Annotated in this window: 18 protein-coding genes and 1 tRNA gene; 9 read left to right on the top strand and 10 right to left on the bottom strand. The window is 39.7% G+C overall.

Annotation, left to right across the window (positions count from 1 at the left end; translation table 11 throughout):
• Window positions 1–139 precede the first annotated feature (139 nt).
• From bshB1 to AC04NP_RS26445, 8 genes are all read right to left on the bottom strand, one after another.
• Window positions 140–856, bottom strand: a complete 717-nt coding sequence (bshB1, locus tag AC04NP_RS26480; RefSeq protein ID WP_482863093.1) for a bacillithiol biosynthesis deacetylase BshB1 — start codon at window positions 854–856, stop codon at window positions 140–142.
• Window positions 857–881: 25 nt separating this feature from the next.
• Window positions 882–1,922 (bottom strand): peptidoglycan DD-metalloendopeptidase family protein, encoded by a 1,041-nt coding sequence (locus AC04NP_RS26475; protein ID WP_482863092.1) that lies wholly within the window; start codon window positions 1,920–1,922, stop codon window positions 882–884.
• Window positions 1,922–2,866, bottom strand: coding sequence for a thioredoxin-disulfide reductase (gene trxB / locus AC04NP_RS26470; RefSeq protein WP_482863091.1), 945 nt, complete (start codon window positions 2,864–2,866; stop codon window positions 1,922–1,924). The genes AC04NP_RS26475 and trxB overlap by 1 nt, the downstream gene beginning before the upstream one ends.
• Before the next feature lie 145 nt (window positions 2,867–3,011).
• On the bottom strand, window positions 3,012–3,875 hold the full coding sequence (locus AC04NP_RS26465; RefSeq protein ID WP_346755836.1) for a sigma-70 family RNA polymerase sigma factor: 864 nt from the start codon (window positions 3,873–3,875) through the stop codon (window positions 3,012–3,014).
• Between the two features lie 109 nt (window positions 3,876–3,984).
• Window positions 3,985–6,129, bottom strand: coding sequence for a polyribonucleotide nucleotidyltransferase (gene pnp / locus AC04NP_RS26460; protein ID WP_482863090.1), 2,145 nt, complete (start codon window positions 6,127–6,129; stop codon window positions 3,985–3,987).
• A gap of 117 nt (window positions 6,130–6,246) precedes the next feature.
• Entirely contained in the window at window positions 6,247–6,522 is a 276-nt protein-coding gene (gene rpsO, locus AC04NP_RS26455; protein WP_482863089.1) for a 30S ribosomal protein S15, read from the bottom strand.
• Between the two features lie 127 nt (window positions 6,523–6,649).
• Window positions 6,650–8,503: an LptF/LptG family permease gene (locus AC04NP_RS26450; RefSeq protein ID WP_482863088.1), complete on the bottom strand. Its 1,854-nt coding sequence runs from the start codon at window positions 8,501–8,503 to the stop codon at window positions 6,650–6,652.
• A 102-nt stretch (window positions 8,504–8,605) separates the two neighbouring features.
• The gene (locus tag AC04NP_RS26445) at window positions 8,606–8,998 is read right to left on the bottom strand and encodes an START-like domain-containing protein (protein ID WP_482863087.1); all 393 of its coding nucleotides are present in this window, start codon (window positions 8,996–8,998) and stop codon (window positions 8,606–8,608) included.
• Between the two features lie 173 nt (window positions 8,999–9,171).
• Here AC04NP_RS26445 and AC04NP_RS26440 point away from each other — a divergent pair.
• A tRNA-Met gene (locus AC04NP_RS26440) sits at window positions 9,172–9,245 on the top strand.
• 52 nt (window positions 9,246–9,297) lie between these two features.
• On the opposite strand, the gene AC04NP_RS26435 is transcribed toward AC04NP_RS26440, so the two are convergent.
• Window positions 9,298–10,515, bottom strand: a complete 1,218-nt coding sequence (locus tag AC04NP_RS26435) for a tyrosine-type recombinase/integrase (protein ID WP_482863086.1) — start codon at window positions 10,513–10,515, stop codon at window positions 9,298–9,300.
• 452 nt (window positions 10,516–10,967) lie between these two features.
• Complete coding sequence (locus AC04NP_RS26430; protein ID WP_482863085.1) at window positions 10,968–11,303, bottom strand: hypothetical protein; 336 nt, start codon at window positions 11,301–11,303, stop codon at window positions 10,968–10,970.
• Between the two features lie 94 nt (window positions 11,304–11,397).
• Between AC04NP_RS26430 and AC04NP_RS26425 the strand changes: the two genes are divergently transcribed.
• The 8 genes from AC04NP_RS26425 (at window position 11,398) to AC04NP_RS26390 (ending at window position 15,986) form a co-directional block, all read left to right on the top strand.
• A complete protein-coding gene (locus tag AC04NP_RS26425; protein WP_482863084.1) occupies window positions 11,398–11,742 on the top strand; it encodes a helix-turn-helix domain-containing protein in 345 nt (114 codons plus the stop codon).
• Window positions 11,739–12,644 carry a hypothetical protein gene (locus AC04NP_RS26420; RefSeq protein WP_482863083.1) on the top strand — a complete coding sequence of 302 codons (906 nt, stop codon included), beginning with the start codon at window positions 11,739–11,741 and terminating at the stop codon, window positions 12,642–12,644. Before AC04NP_RS26425 ends, AC04NP_RS26420 begins: the two co-directional genes overlap by 4 nt.
• Window positions 12,645–13,237: 593 nt before the next feature.
• Window positions 13,238–13,489: a hypothetical protein gene (locus AC04NP_RS26415; RefSeq protein WP_482863082.1), complete on the top strand. Its 252-nt coding sequence runs from the start codon at window positions 13,238–13,240 to the stop codon at window positions 13,487–13,489.
• Between the two features lie 13 nt (window positions 13,490–13,502).
• On the top strand, window positions 13,503–14,345 hold the full coding sequence (locus AC04NP_RS26410) for a hypothetical protein (protein WP_482863081.1): 843 nt from the start codon (window positions 13,503–13,505) through the stop codon (window positions 14,343–14,345).
• Window positions 14,346–14,448: 103 nt separating this feature from the next.
• The gene (locus AC04NP_RS26405) at window positions 14,449–14,739 is read left to right on the top strand and encodes a hypothetical protein (protein ID WP_482863080.1); all 291 of its coding nucleotides are present in this window, start codon (window positions 14,449–14,451) and stop codon (window positions 14,737–14,739) included.
• Window positions 14,740–15,099: a hypothetical protein gene (locus tag AC04NP_RS26400; RefSeq protein WP_482863079.1), complete on the top strand. Its 360-nt coding sequence runs from the start codon at window positions 14,740–14,742 to the stop codon at window positions 15,097–15,099. It begins immediately after the preceding gene.
• Window positions 15,096–15,707 (top strand): hypothetical protein, encoded by a 612-nt coding sequence (locus AC04NP_RS26395; protein ID WP_482863078.1) that lies wholly within the window; start codon window positions 15,096–15,098, stop codon window positions 15,705–15,707. The genes AC04NP_RS26400 and AC04NP_RS26395 overlap by 4 nt, the downstream gene beginning before the upstream one ends.
• A gap of 3 nt (window positions 15,708–15,710) precedes the next feature.
• Complete coding sequence (locus AC04NP_RS26390; RefSeq protein ID WP_482863077.1) at window positions 15,711–15,986, top strand: hypothetical protein; 276 nt, start codon at window positions 15,711–15,713, stop codon at window positions 15,984–15,986.
• Window positions 15,987–16,386: the final 400 nt, after the last annotated feature.

Below are 16,386 nucleotides of genomic sequence, written 5' to 3'. Positions count from 1 at the left end.
TAAGGGGAAGGTAAATACAAATCAACTGGGGGTTGACAGTATGCTTACACCAAGGAACCAAGAACTTTGCCGAAAACATTGTGCAACAGCCACCTTCCGCTTGTGCCAGTTTGGAGATTTGAGATACAGTATATTGGAATCAAATCAGATCGAAAAGACTCCTTACACCTATGTTTTGATTCACGGTAAAACCTTCGCCATATTTCACACCGATTGATTTTCCGTATTCCGTAGCCCTGGCTTCCAGCAACTGCATAAACTGGGCCGAGGAGATGAAGGTTTCCGGTTCTTTGTTATCGGGATCGAAAAACTGTGATCTGAAGGCCCTGACAGAGGCCATTCTTTGCTCCCAATGCTCAGAAACATCGACAATAATATCCGGTTTGATGAAATTGCTCTGAATGTAATGATAAACCGCCACAGGCCTCCAGGCAGCTTGTTTCACACCATCCAAAGTCGTCTCGATCATTTTTAATCCGGCCATAAAACAGCTCTGCAGGGCAAGTTGTGAAGCTTTAGGGTGGTCTGGGTGGCGATCCTCAATCGCATTGGCCAATACAATTTCAGGCTGGTATTTCCGGATCATCTTAAGAACCTCCAACTGGTGTGCTTTATCATTTTTAAAGTGGATATCTTCAAACCCCAGGTTTTCCCTGATTGAAAGACCCAGTATTTCAGTGGCTTGTCTTGCTTCCTCCATTCTGATTTCAGGATTACCCCGGGTACTTAATTCGCCTTTGGTAAAATCTACCATACCCACCTTTTTACCTTGTTTAACATGTGATATGATAGTACCCGAACAGGAAAGCTCCGCATCATCAGGATGGGCAGCAAAGACAAGAATATCTAACTTCATTAATTTCAGGGGATAAATTTACCGGCTACCGAACCCTCAGCATTCTACCTATCCTTAAAATCTTGTTTCTGGAGATACTGTTAAGCCGGCAAAGTGTGCCAATTGTGGTTCTGTATTTACGGCTTATTCTGCCTAAAGTGTCTCCTGATCTAATTCTATGATACCTCTTTTTCTGCAGTTCCTTTACATACGCAAAGGTTTGAGGAGTAATATCCAGGTTGGCGTCTTTTAACTGATTCTCCTGAAAATCGTATAATTGCGTCGGATCTACGGCAACTCCCTTATATCTTACTTCAAAGTGGAGGTGATAACCTGTACTTCTTCCGGTACTGCCACCTAATCCAATGATATCCCCCCTTTTTACTTCCTGGCCAACCCGAACAATTTTTTTCAAAAAATGACCGTAAAGTGTTTCTAATCCATTTTTATGCCGTAATACTACGTAATGACCATAGCCGTAGCGGTCATACCGCGCTACCCTGACAATACCATCGGCTACGGCCCTTACCGGCTCACCCCTTTCTAAATCCAGATCAACACCGTGATGCCATCGATATCGTCTCATTCCGAACTTGGAATTGACTTTGGAGGAATTTTTCATAGGAGATATCCATAAGTCCTCCTTGTCCTTCAAAGCAACGGTTATGCTTTCCTTATACTTGGTCGGATCGAAGTCATAGGGGTTTACCTTTTTAGAATCCCATACGGCAAAATGGTCGTGACTTTCAATCCAGTTGCCATCCACAGTCAATTCCCCGGACAATTCGTAGAAACTCATGATACCTCTTTCGGCCATTTGGCCATACCCCTTGGCCAACAACATGCTTCTTCTTACATCTACTCTGAAAGTATCTGCTATCTCCCAGGTAATTTTAAAAGGAATTTTTTCACGGTTTTTCTTTTTCTTGGAATTCCCTGATGAGAAAAGGTATTTGGATATCCTGGTATTAAAATCCGGCATTTCCCTCATATTATTAAAGGAATAGCTATTTTGTCCTGGCAACTGGTCCGGCGAAAAGAAGAGGATCAGGGAAAACAGGCCGGTAAAAAACAATCGCACCCTCATCAGGAGACAGCTACTTCTTTGGCGGCTAAAAATCTTTCTGCGTCCAGCGCAGCCATACAACCGGTGCCAGCGGCTGTTACGGCCTGACGATAGATGGGATCCTGAGCATCACCCGATGCAAAAACGCCTTCAACATTGGTATGGGTAGTGCCGGGAACTGTTTTTATATACCCACTTTCATCCATATTAAGAAAATCCCTGAATATGTCGGTGTTGGGTTTGTGACCGATGGCCACAAAAAATCCCTGCACTGGAATCTCTCTTTTTTCCCCGGTTTTATTATTTATCACGCTTACAGCATTTACCTCTTCGTCTCCCAGCACTTCGTCTGTTTCAGTATTCCATAATACTTCAATATTGGGTGTATTCAGTACTCTGTGCTGCATGATTTTAGACGCCCTCATTTCGTCTCTGCGTACCAGCATATAGACCTTTTTACATAATTTGGATAAGTAAGTTGCTTCTTCAGCCGCTGTATCCCCTCCACCTACGACAATAACATCCTTTTCCCTGAAGAAAAAGCCATCACAAACCGCACAGGCGGAAACACCCTTGCCATTGAACTTTTGTTCAGAGGGTATTCCCAGCCATTTTGCTGAAGCTCCTGTGGAGATGATTACGGATTCTGCCGTGATCACCTCTTTATCATCGATGGTTACTTTGAAAGGGTAACTGTTGAAGTCTACCGCTGTGGCCAAGCCAAATCTGACATCTGTGCCGAACCTTTCAGCCTGCTTTTGAAAATCTGTCATCATTTGCGGTCCTATTACCCCATCTGGGTAACCCGGATAGTTTTCTACGTCGTTGGTGATGGTTAATTGTCCTCCAGGTTCTCCTCCTGTGTACAGCACCGGACTTAAACCAGCCCTGGAGGCATAAATGGCTGCTGTGTATCCCGCAGGTCCCGAGCCAAGTATCAATACTTTTATTTGTTCTTCTGCCATGTTAATTTATCTTAAATCATCCAAATCCTTTACGAAAAACATGCTATAATGTTGTCGATAAAGATACAAAATTTCAATAATCTCCGGACATAAAAAAAGGTCTCTCCATTGGAGGGAGACCCATGTAAGAAATGTATATGTTTTTCTATCCTAAATATGGTTTTAAAGCTTTACTTCTCGATGTATGACGCAATCTTCTGATTGCCTTCTCCTTAATTTGCCTTACCCTTTCCCTGGTTAGGTTGAATTTTTCTCCTATTTCTTCCAATGTCATCGAATGTTCACCATTCAAACCGAAGTACAAGGTGATCACGTCGGCTTCTCGTTGTGTCAATGTCGAAAGTGCTCTTTGTACCTCCCGGCGAAGGGAATCGTTCATGAGCTCTGAGTCAGGCTTTTCTTCCCCGTCATTTTCCAAAACATCCAGCAAACTATTCTCTTCACCCTGAACAAACGGCGCATCCATGGAAACATGACGGCCCGAAATTTTCATGGTATCCACCACTTCATTGGTCGTTACATCCAGTACCTCGGCCAGCTCGTCCGGTGATGGTTCTCTCTCATACTTTTGTTCTAGTTCTGAAAAGGTTTTAGAGATTTTATTTAAAGAGCCGACGCGATTCAGCGGCAATCTGACAATACGTGATTGTTCGGCAAGTGCCTGCAAAATAGACTGTCTGATCCACCAAACGGCATAGGAAATAAATTTGAAGCCCCTGGTTTCGTCAAACCGCTGTGCTGCTTTTATCAATCCAAGATTACCTTCATTGATGAGATCACCCAGAGACAAACCCTGGTTTTGATATTGTTTAGCTACTGATACAACAAATCTAAGATTTGCTTTGGTCAATTTCTCCAGTGCCAATTGGTCACCATCCCTTATTCTCTTAGCCAGGTCTACTTCTTCATCAGGGGTTAGCAAGTCAACTTTTCCAATTTCCTGCAAGTACTTGTCGAGAGACTGACTCTCCCGGTTGGTTATCTGCTTGCTAATCTTGAGTTGTCTCATGCATTTTAGGTTTTGTTTTTGCTAACAAAACGGTGTAAAATAGCCACCATTTATTTTACATTAAATCGAATATAAAGAATAATGTTGTAAAATAAGGTAAATTAAAAAATTAATTTTTGTTTTCAGCTTTTTTTTCTGGCCTAGGTAATAAAACCTTTCTGGACAATTTAAATTTGCCTGATTTTCTATCAATGTCCAGTAATTTTACACGTACTTCTTCTCCGTTTTCAAGGACTCCATCCATGTTTTCGATGCGTTCCCACTTAATTTCTGATTTGTGTAATAGTCCTTCTTTTCCAGGTAAAAACTCTACGAAAGCACCAAAAGGCATGATAGATTTTACTTTTCCATCGTAAACCTCTCCTATTTCAGGTTCGGCTACGATCGCTTTCACCCTGGCGTAGGCCTGATCCATAGCTTCTTTGTTGGTGGCAAAGATGTTTACAATTCCCTTATCGTCAACTTCATCGATGATGATTGTCGCGCCGGTTTCTTTTTGAATTTCCTGAACCACTTTTCCGCCGGGGCCAATCACGGCACCAATGTAGTCTTTATTGATTTTAATGGTAACAGATCTGGGCGCATGTGGTTTGTAATCGGGTCTTGGTTCAGACAGGGTCTTTTTAATTTCGTTCAGGATATGTAACCTTCCTTCTTTGGCCTGTAACAGGGCCTGCCTCAAGACATCATAAGCAAGACCGTCTATTTTAATATCCATCTGACAGGCTGTGATACCTTTTTCGGTACCTGTCACCTTAAAATCCATGTCACCGAGATGGTCTTCATCACCCAGGATATCTGAAAGTATGGCAAACTTTCCGGTTTCCGGGTCAGATATCATTCCCATTGCAATGCCTGAAACCGGTGTTTTGATGGGTATGCCGGCATCCATTAATGCCAGCGCTCCGGCACATACGGTGGCCATGGAAGAGGAACCGTTAGATTCCAGAATATCTGATACTACACGAATTGTATAGGGGTTGTCATCGTCATGCGGTAAAACCTTCTTCAAAGAGCGCGCTGCCAGATTACCATGCCCCACTTCCCTTCTGCCAGGACCACGATTAGGTTTTACCTCGCCGGTACTAAAGCCCGGGAAGTTATAGTGAAGTATAAATTTATTATATCCTGAAATTACTGCTCCATCAATAATTTGCTCATCCAGTTTGGTTCCCAGGGTGACAGTAGTCAAAGATTGCGTTTCACCCCGGGTGAAAATGGCAGAACCGTGGGGTGACGGCAGGCAATCCACTTCACTCCAAATAGGCCTGATTTCATCCATTTTCCTTCCATCCAAACGAATATCATCGTTCAGAACCAGGTCCCTGGCCGCCTTTTTTTCTATCTCGTGATAATACCTTTTAATTAAATCCTCGTCCAGTTCATGTTCTTCCGGTAAACTCTCGAGATAAGCATCCAGGGGAGCGGTAAATGCCTCTTTGCGTTCAGCTTTGTTAACAATGGTTTGCTTGGCAATACCGTAAAGCTGCTCATAAAACATTTCAAACAGCTTTTCTCTGAGCTCCGGATCGTTTACTTCATGATCATATTCCCTTTTCTCTTCTTTTCCTACCTCTTTGGTTAACGCCATTTGCACTTCACACTGGACTTTGATGGCCTCATGTGCCACCTGTAAAGCTTCCAGCATTACCTCCTCGTCCACCTCACTCATTTCACCTTCCACCATGGTGATGTTTTCATGGGAAGCGGCTACAATCAAATCCAGATCGGCATCTTCCAGCAAGTCTTTATCAGGATTAATAATATACTCGCCCTTTCGCCAGATCACCCTGACTTCGGAAATCGGACCGTTAAAGGGGATGTCGGAAACTGCCAGCGCTGAAGAAGCTGCCAAAGCAGCGAGGGCGTCCGGCATAATGTTTTCATCAGAAGATATCAAATTGATGTTGACCTGCGTATCCGCATGATAATCTTCCGGAAAAAGGGGACGAAGCGCGCGGTCTACAAGTCTTGAAATCAGGATCTCATAATCGGAAAGCCTTCCTTCCCTTTTCAAAAAACCACCCGGTATTTTTCCGGAGGCTGCAAATTTTTCCTGATAGTCGACAGACAAAGGTAAGAAATCAACTCCTTCCATAGCCTCTTTTTTAGAAACTACAGTAGCCAATAGAATGGTATTTCCCATCCTGACTACCACCGAACCATCGGCCTGCTTGGCAAGCTTACCGGTTTCTATGGTAATCTCTCTCCCATCGTTTAGTTTAATAGTTTTGGTAATAATGTTAAAAGACATATAATATTGTTTTGTCGTAAAGTCGGCAAGCCCTGGTTACACACACAAAAAACAGGCTTGTAAGATTGGAAAGAAAGAGGGAATCCCGTTAGGAATCCCCTCTCTGAATTCTTGCTGTTATTTTCTTAATTTCAATTCTGCTATAATGGATCTGTATCTTTCTATATCCCGTTTATAAAGGTAATCCAAAAGTCTCCTCCTTTTTCCAACCAGCTTTAATAACCCCAAGCGGCTTGAATGATCTTTTTTGTTTTTCTTCAAATGGTCTGTCAGGTGATTAATCCTGTAAGTAAACAATGCAATTTGCGACTCAGGGGACCCTGTATCGTTCGTTGATTTTAACCGACCATGATTTTTGAATAACTCTTCTTTTTTTTCTTTACTTAAATACATGCTTAGTCAAAATAAATATAAATCCTTTTTTATTGAGGCACAAAGGTATAGATACGTTTTTTTATAAACAAATCATTAAAGATAAATATTAATAAGTTGCTGGCCGCCAGGACTTCCCCCAAACTAACTACTTACCACTTGGTTGCGGTTGCAATTTTTCTTGCCGATTAATGCTTTTGGAGAATCTCCTTTTAATATTGATCACAAACACATTGTAAAAATCCAGGTCAAAAAGCCTGGCGTCGATTCTGGCCTGGCGAAGGAAAAACAGGCCTATCGGAAAAAGGATAAAATTGGCCGCCCATGCTCCTATCCATGGCTCGATGATTCCTTGCTTGGCTAACTTCTCACCGGTTATATTGATCACATAAAACAGGATAAAAAATATAATCGATATGATGACCGGAAACCCCAACCCTCCTTTCTTTATAATCGCCCCCAAAGGTGCGCCAATCAAAAACATCGACAAACAGGCCAATGCCAAAGCGTATTTTTTGTTCTTCTCAATTTTATACTTTCGCGTTTCATTGATCAGGTTATCAGCATTTGTATCCTGCGTAACCATTTGGTTTTTCATCTGCCTGGCCTTGGTGAGGGCACTTGCCATGATTTTGGTTTGGTTGTTCTCCAAAGCCATTACACTGTCTACCTTAACCATGGCCTCTTCAATTGTCAAAGTATCCTTCTTTTTCTCTACATTTTCAGATTCCGCAATTGTATTAGGTTTTTTGTTGTCTATTTTAGCATTTGCCAATTTGTCGGTAACGGTTTTTGATTTATTCAGTTTAAGACCTTTCGATGGTTTTAAAGCAGCTTTTTGGCGGGGTTCAGGCTGCTTTGCAATTTCTGTGTTTTTCGAACTTGGAAGGGGAGTAACTCCTTTAGAGGGTTTCTTTGGAGTTTTTTTACTGGTTTTGTCTATTTTTTTTGCCTTCCTGTCAGACGCTTCAGCATTATATCTGGCTTCATATTCACCATCTTTCACTGCCTGGATACTGTCCTGGGCCATTCTTAGGGAATCCAATTTTATTCTTACCTGATCATATTTTTCGGGAATGACAATTTTTTCCTTTAAATGATAACTGTAGTAGTTCCGGACATTTTTAAAGATTTTATATTTCACCTCTTGTACTTCAAAATCCATTGAGTCGATGTCCTCACTCAACTGGCCAATGTTTTTCATCAATCGATTATTGGCAAATAATTCTTTCTTGGTCTTTTTTAGGTCGAAATCCTCGAGACTAAAAATCATTTTTGTCTGCGCAAACCTGGTCCGCACATAGGGTTCGATATCTTTTTTACCATAGTTCCTTTGCGACGTTTTATCCGACTGGCTGTAACGGTGCCCGTCAAACAACTCCATCACCAGATAGCGTTCATTCATAAAAGAATACATTCTGCCGGAATCAGCCATGATAATATCTATATTGCCTTTCCGCTTGGTATGATCATAAATGACCAAATCCTTCATACTGTCGCCTTGAGGGTCTTTCTCGTTAACCCGAATGGTAAAATTTTTGATGCCGTTATAAAAAGCGCCCTCCTTTATATTAAGTGCGGGCTTTTGCTGTCTTACATCGTACATTAAGCTATACGCATTCAAAGCCGCTTTAGGAACGATGTGGTTATTGGAGAAAAAAGCGAAAGCGGTTAGCAGAAGTGTGAAATAAAAAATAGGTGCCATGGCCCTCAACAAGGAAATCCCGGAGCTTTTTATAGCAGTTAACTCGAAGTGTTCTCCCAGGTTACCAAAAGTCATTAAAGACGACAACAAAACCGCCAGCGGTAATGCATTGGGAGTCATAACAATGCTGAAGGAAGTCATTAATTCCGCAAACACCTCAAAGCCCAGCCCCTTACCCACCAAGTCGTCGAAATATTTCAGCATATATTGCAACAGGAGAATAAAGACCACCACCACAAAGGTCAGTATAAACGGACCAATAAAAGATTTAAGTACCAGCTTATCCAGCTTTTTCATGTTCTGCGATTGATTAGACGCCAACTTGTGCAAAAGTACTCAATAGCCAGCAAAAATGATGCAGAAATTTTGGGTTGTTGGTTTTAGGTATGGATTACCGGCTCAGCCACCTACGGTTTCCTTGAGGGTAAGGATGAGGTTTTCCCACATATCTTCCAGCTCTTCGGCATCGTTGTTTTCTGAGTAGTCTGTAATGCGCAGGAACACCGACTGAGTTAATTCATTCTGATCTAATTTGAATTCAAAAAATGCCTTGTCGTGTTCATCATCATCTTTTGGCAGAAACTCAAATTTTACATAGCTATTCGATCGGTGTGCGACCAGTCTGGCCTTATGGTCTTCACCATCCCAGATAAAATTGTAAACCTTGTCTTCGTTTACATTAACATCATCGGCAAACCATTGCGCAAGGCCACTGGCAGTGTTCAGGTAGGGAAAAAGCATCTTTTTGGATGCGTTAATCTCAAACTCTGTGTGAAACTTAAATTTACTCATAACCTGATCGTTGGTAAATGTTTTTTAAGATATATTTTTTTTGCGAGATGCCCAAAAATTACTTCTTAAAAGTATTGCATTTTAAAACACAATATTAGTAAGTTTGCACTCCGATTTAATAACGGGTACTGGCTCTGATCAGTACAAATTTTTATAAAGAATTTTAAATTTATGGCGAGGTAGCTCAGTTGGTTAGAGCGCAGGATTCATAACCCTGAGGTCACGGGTTCAACTCCCGTCTTCGCTACACGTGAGGGCACATTTTGTGTCCTCATTTGTTTCTGGTGTTAAGTTTGGTGTTAAGTTTTTGGAGAAAAATTGAACATTTTTTGACCTTTAAGCTCCTTCATAATCTCCTTCTGCCCCAGGTAATAGTCAATAGTTGTAGACAGGTTCTTATGTCGCTTTAACGCCTTTGATTTATCACCTAACATTGTCCATAATCTAGTCTCCAAAGTTTTTCTCAGGGTCTTAAAACTTTTCCTTTTGTCCAGACCCGCTAAAAGCCAGAAATGGGTAAATGCCTTGGAACACTGATCTTTTAAGGTCCTCCGGTTTTTGTGAAATGGCTCTATCAAGTAATCTTTCTCACTTCCCCTTTCCAAATTCAATAGAAACTCAGCTATATCATTTGTTATTGGAACGAAATGATAGTCTTCTATCTTTTGTTTTTGGTTGACTTTGAAATTGGGTATTTTGAGATAGTTTTCCTCCACATGTTTCCACTGAAGAAGAAACACACCATCCCTCCTTTCACCAGTGTAGAGGGCCAATAATATGGCATCTTTCAGCCAGTGACGATACCGGTTTAGTTTCGTGTTGCCTATCTGGGCCCATCCGTTTTCATACGTAATCACCTTAAATAACTTCTCTAATTCCTCCTCGTGGACTATGTCAGGGTTATTGGTAGTATATTTTTGTCTTACCTTAAGAAATGGGTTTTCCGATACAAATTTTTCTTTTAGAAAGACGTTATACATGGTCCGCATGGCAACTATGTGGTGATTGTAGGTCTTGGCCGCATAGCCTTGATCTTCCAGGTAATTATGAAAGATTCCAACTACGTTTTTACCTATTCTCAAATCCATCGCATTTGGATTATACCCTTTGGCTTTAATAGCAGTTACAAATTGACTTATGTACCTACGTTGAGCTTTTACATAGTCCTCAGTAAGATTTTTTACTTCATAGCTTTCCACATTTAAATCTTGGAGGTAATCCATATACCACCCAAAAGCCTGGCTAAATAATTTGGGTATGAATTGCACCGGACCTCTACGTAGGTTGTAATCATTGTCCTTAAGCTCCTTTTTAAATTGCTCATGGCGTTGCTTGGACTCATCGAAATCCCTGGTCCAACTTTTGATTATATCAGTTTGAGAAGTATGGGGATTCCAGATCCGGGATTGAAACACCATGTTGTGAGTTAAACCACATGGCTTTTTAGTCACTACCTTTTTGCAGGTGTTGCACCAGATATGTAAGCCATGTCGTTTGTATTTGGCTGGTAATCTCATAGTATATCGCTTAAATCCGCCAATTTCGATAATGGTTTATAAGGTTCATAAGATGTTGTACACTTAGTCTCACCCTGGACAAATACATTGTTTAATTCGTCCAGGCTAAACCAGTGCTTACCACCTTTATATCTTATTGATACACCTAAATTTCTTAAATTACGAATAACTGTTCTTTTATCCTTCCATCCAAACGGTTTTCTTAATACCTCCACCGGGTAAAATTTTAATCCATCCACTCCTAACAAGCCCTCCCCGACCCTCATTAAATTCAACTTCACCTACTTCTTCAAAAAAAAAGAACCGGCACTGCGACCGGTTTACATTTAAATTACCAGGGATTTCAATTACAAGTACTAGCTTCAAGTTCGACGGCCTATGACTACCTACCCTATAGGCAGATTTGAAGGGCTCACAAGTCGAATTGGCGGTCCTAAACCCGGATTTTAATTTTAGCTTGCTATCAGTAAAGGTTCATTCATGATCTCAATTGTATTCTTAATACCTGCGGTGCCCTGTATACAATTCGTCAACATCAGCTTGATTATCCTTCTTTTTTCGCTATCTGGCAAATCTGCAATGTCATAATTCACAAATCCGATAAACTCGCAAATAAAGTGATCACCTATACCACTAAGATCAGTTGACCTGTAATGTATTTCTGCCAGCACCACGATAGCTTCAATGGAGCATTCGTCTTTTTGAATTTTAGCAAGTAACTTGGTTGCGTATTTGATCAACTGGCCATTTGTCATATCTTTCAGATTTTCAATAACTTGTTTAGTCATGTCGAGTAATTTAAGTTTAAAATAGTTTAAAGTGATAACAAATATCAAAAATATTTTAACAAAAACAAAATAATATCAAAAATATTTTGATATTTTGAATAATTTTTTTATCATTGTATTTGTGAAAAACCGTAGAATAACCCGCATAAAAGAAATATTAAAAGAGAGTGGCCATAAGCAAGACTGGTTAGCTGAGAAACTGGGTGTAACCAGGACCAGTGTTTCTAATTGGTGTACCGGGACTTCAAACCCTCCGTTGGAGGTACTGGTGGAAATTGCCAAAGTATTGAACGTTGACGTAAGGAGTTTATTGGTACCAACCTCAAATCAACAATTTGAAGATGTTATCAGAGATATCATGAAAGACTTTCGAATGATGAAAATAATGGTTGAGGCAAAGAAGAAATTAGATGAAGAAGATAAAAAAGAGTTGGAATGAAGATGAAAAATGTGAAGTTGGAAAAAGAAGAGATGGAAACCAGAAAAAGGGAAGAATTGGAGTATGCTAGACAAACGAATCTAAAAGACGTCAGTGATAGATTTACCCCCTTCCACCACCGGGTATCAGACAACAAAAATCTGACACCAATGTCAAGGCTGGTTTACTTGTGCATAAAGCACCAAATTAATATTAGGGCACCTTACACTTATTCCGAATTAAAGAACAAGTTTAACCTGAACAATGACGTCATCAAAAAGGCTTTGGTGGACTGTGAAACTCATGGTTTGTGGACTCTATCGAAGGTAAAAAGTTGCAAAAATGGAGCCTACAAGGAAAGGTTGGTGATCAACCTAACCGATTTCAAGTTGAAATATTATGAAAAGATCCCTAACGCCCTCCTGATTACGGATAATATAAAAAATAAAACTAAAGCATTTCTCGTGTGCCTATGGAAACACATAGTTGACTACAACAAAATAATGTACGATCGTAAAGAGCTTACCACAATCATGCAGGATAACGGATTTGGTATCAAATACATCAAAGCAAGTCTGGAGGAGCTTTTTGAGCTTAAAATTTTTAGATTCGTTGATGGAGGTGACATTGAAATTCATTTGGCCTCTTTTATTGAAATATCAAACAACGTAATTAAAGACATGGATCGTGAATTAAGGTGGTACAAAAACGAGTCCAAGAAATGGTATGATAAATATTCTGAAACCAAAAGAAGACTGAACGAATATGATCCAGTAGAAGAGGTTGACCCGAAATATGAGCTTGATCAAAATGACATTTCCCAACTCAAAAATTTCAAAGTAAAAGGGTATCATCCTTACGATGTCCATTTCGAAACTGGTATAGACTTTGAAACCATAGAATTTCACTGGGAAAGGATATGATTACCTTTCGGTGTAGAAAAACACTACTTTTCGGTGTAGAAGAAAATGCGCCTTTCGGTGTAGAAAAACACTACTTTTCGGTGCGTACATAATACTTATTAATACTTAGTAAAGTAATACTTAATAAAACGTAGGTTTTTTACTTTTAAAAAAGTAATCAAAATAGTATATGCGGCGATGCCGCACTTTTGCTTTCTAAATTTTAAAATAGGTAGTATAAACTAGGAATTCGTTTCCTCCAGCATATAAAATAATAAAATGAAAGATTATTTGGGGGTCGCCATCCAAGCCGCTCACACTTAAACTATAACATTTCTTTTTAGGGGGTACACCTCTTGTCCTTATCCAGTACAATCACATTCAATTGCTTTAGATTGCCCCAGATTGGTTTTGATTGATCAGGCAAATATCAAAATCAAGACCTCTACGCTTTTCAATACCCTGTAATTCAAATAATTGTAAAAAATAACCTCTTTTTTACAAGAATAAGGGGTTTATATATAAACATTTAGGCCAATCTATTACTATACTTATTTGCAAGATTTCATTTAACATATTTCCCAACCCCGTAAGGTTGGTTTTAAAAAAAAATTATGAAGAAATTCAAGATAAAAAAGTTTTTTCAGAGAGTAATATGGCACCAGGTATTTGATGGCCTCAGCATTGCCAAATCTATTGAACTTACTAAACTGGAGCTAGGTGAGCCAGGCCACAAATATGATGTGCATTACACCACCCGTGCTTTATCAAAGTATGAATACCAGGCCTATCGAAAGCAGTTGATGGCAGAACTTTCGCATTACGAGCCTGAGATAACCAACAGTATAGCCAATATAATCGAATAATTAACAGCGTAAAATGGCTGAAAATAAAAAAGAAGTGAAAGAAATGGTTGTGCGTATCAACCAGGATGTTATAGATCGAAAAATAAACTTACATCAAAAGTTTTGCGATTACGCAAACCAATTAATAGAATTGGCCAAAAAGGAAGTAAGCCCCCTAGGTATAGACTTGACTCCTGAGTTATTGCTTGAGTTATTAAGACCGGGCCAGACCCTAAAAAGCAACAACGGATTGGGACTTGAGGCCAGAACCTTTGGAATAAAGATCCTGGAATTGATCATAGAAAAACAAAATGCCAATCAAGTTCTATCGATCAATTACGAGCGTGCCGTCAAGATGTATGATGCCCCTAAATTCACAAGAGACTTTGCCAACCTTGTTCAATCGTGCATTTATACCATCAAAAATGCCTCAAGTTTCAATTCAATTAAAATTGAAAATTTTGAAGTTGCGAAGGGAAAAATTGTGATTACTCAGGCCGCAAAAGATGGCATCAAACGGCAAAACTCAGAAACGATCAATGATCCTGCTGAGATCAAAGCATTTACTCAGCTACAAAGGATTGCAGGGGAGCTAACTAAAATCCTGGGTGATCTTTACAAGGGAACATACATTGATATTGAGCGTGTACTAGCAACCAACCTTAAGGACGGTAAATTGAGTGTGGAGGCCCTTAGCACCTCTATTCCCTCAATAAGTGGCCGAAAGATTGCAGCTTTAGCCACAAATACACAGCCAACCGCCGGAGAGATGGGTAAATTTTCAGGCATGGCTAATCCCGAGATAGCCGAGAATATTCTAGAATTAAACCAAAACATTGGTAAAAGTTCCGATGGCCCTAAAACCCTGATCTTTTAATAACCATAAAATTAACACAGAATGCAATTTACCATTACAGACAAGCATATTTAGGTTGATTGTTAGGCAAAGGTAAGCGAAGTCACAATTTAAAATTTTAGAAATGGTTAGTACTGAAAAAGGGTTGACGACCCTAGAGTTAAAGGTCGTAGACCTCCACATCAATGGAGGCCTATCTAAGATGAAAGCACTGGTTCAGGTTTTTCCAACATACAACAATCTCTCCAACTCAGAACTACAAAGCATAGACTCATATTTTTGGTCCAGGGCCTCAGTTAAAAAGGCCATTCGGGAGGCCGAACAAAAGAAAATAGATAATTGCAACCAGGCAATAGCTGATTTGAAGGGTCAAGGAGGCGATATCAAATACGAGGTTGATGATATAATTTGGTAAATGATTATCAACGAAAATAGCGTTGGAGTAACCTTGCAGCTTCATCACGAATGTTTGGAATGGAGATGGAAGCATGGGAGCATGGAAGGATTTGCATACACTCAGAAATTGATTGAAGGATTGAGAAATCTTTACCAGGTATCCAATGTCGAGCAAAAAGAAAACACTTTTGAGGACTTCCTCCTATTCATCCACCAAAGCATTCTTGTCATTGGAGATGGCAAATATTCAATGATCGGAAGTGTAGCCTGGTTCATCATGCGTGTTCTGGAAGTAGGATTTGATAATGCCAGGGCCCAGCTTTCAGAAGAAAACCAGGATTTCATTAAAACCAATTTGCTCAAAATTGAACTGATATGAAGGATTTAGAGGATAAAGAGAGGCTGTTTTTGGATTTCTATATTGCAAATGGTTTAAGAGCTGGCACTAAGGTAGAATGCTACCGAATGGCGTTTCCAGACAAGAAATTGACTGATAGCAGCGCTGAAACCTACGCCAAAAGAATATTAGCCTCTGAGGAGTCTAAGGCGTACATAGCTGAAAGAAAGCTAACGTCAAGTACTCAATCGCACCAGCTGATGCAAACAATCAGGCACCTGGATGAAATGCTAAAACGCGAAAATCTTAAAATATATGATGAAATCAGTATTCTCAAAGAAAAGCGTCTAACAATCAATGAGTTATCAAAGCTTATCCAGGTCATCAAGCCTGACAAAAGTATTGAGGACGAGTTTGTGTTAAGTGATTTTATTTTAGATACGCAAATACCATTCAATCTTAATTCAATCACACCCGAAAATGCACTTGACTTAATAAGGTTAGCAAGAGATGGTTCTTTTCTTTCAGTCTCTAGAGATGGTAAGGTTAATCTAATGACCCCCACCTCCTCCCAAGATGGAGAGATAATCATAAAGGCTATTGAAAATGGCAAATACAGGGTGGCTGTAAAGAAATCCGATCTTAATTGATAAATGAATGAGAACTGGTTGAAATTCCCACATCCAAAAGATGAGGAGGATTATGTTTTCTTCTATCCAATTTGGAAAGGCACCTGTAGATTGCATGGGCAGCTTCCAGGCGAATACAACTGTACATCATGTGAGATTGAAAAAGCAAAGGGTCTATATGATGACAACAAGGAAATCATGGAATTTGTAGAGCAATGCTTAAAAGAAGCTAATCAAAAGAAGATAAGGGCAAACCGAATTAAGCTGAATGATATGCCAGCCGATGATCTACCGTTTTAATTATATGATATTTGGTAATTTGTGGTGACATTTGTGAAATAGTCAGAAAACCTGAAAATTGACCAATGCCGTATTCTCTGATGTATTCCAGGCTCCATTGCATAGATCGCGCCGGTTAATACCTAGGTAATAGTAAATTAGCTGTTTTCAATTCAAAAATGAAGCTTCCGTCACATTGATTTTAATGGTCATTGTGCCCCTTAAAAAGAAATTAATTTTCAGATACAAAATAAAATAAATCTGCATTTAAACTCATTTAATAAAGATTTCTACTACATATAACAAGTAAAAGGTTATCCGGCTGACATCCGGCTTAAGGCCATAGCATCCGGATTCCCCCTAGTCCAATTTACGGTCTGAATCCGATATTCTTAAAATAGGATAGAATGTAAGGATAATT

The sequence above is a fragment of the Agaribacillus sp. DX54 genome (assembly GCF_056858335.1).
The sequence above is the reverse complement of the archived record's forward strand: the minus strand, read 5'-3'. Positions and strand labels throughout refer to the sequence as shown.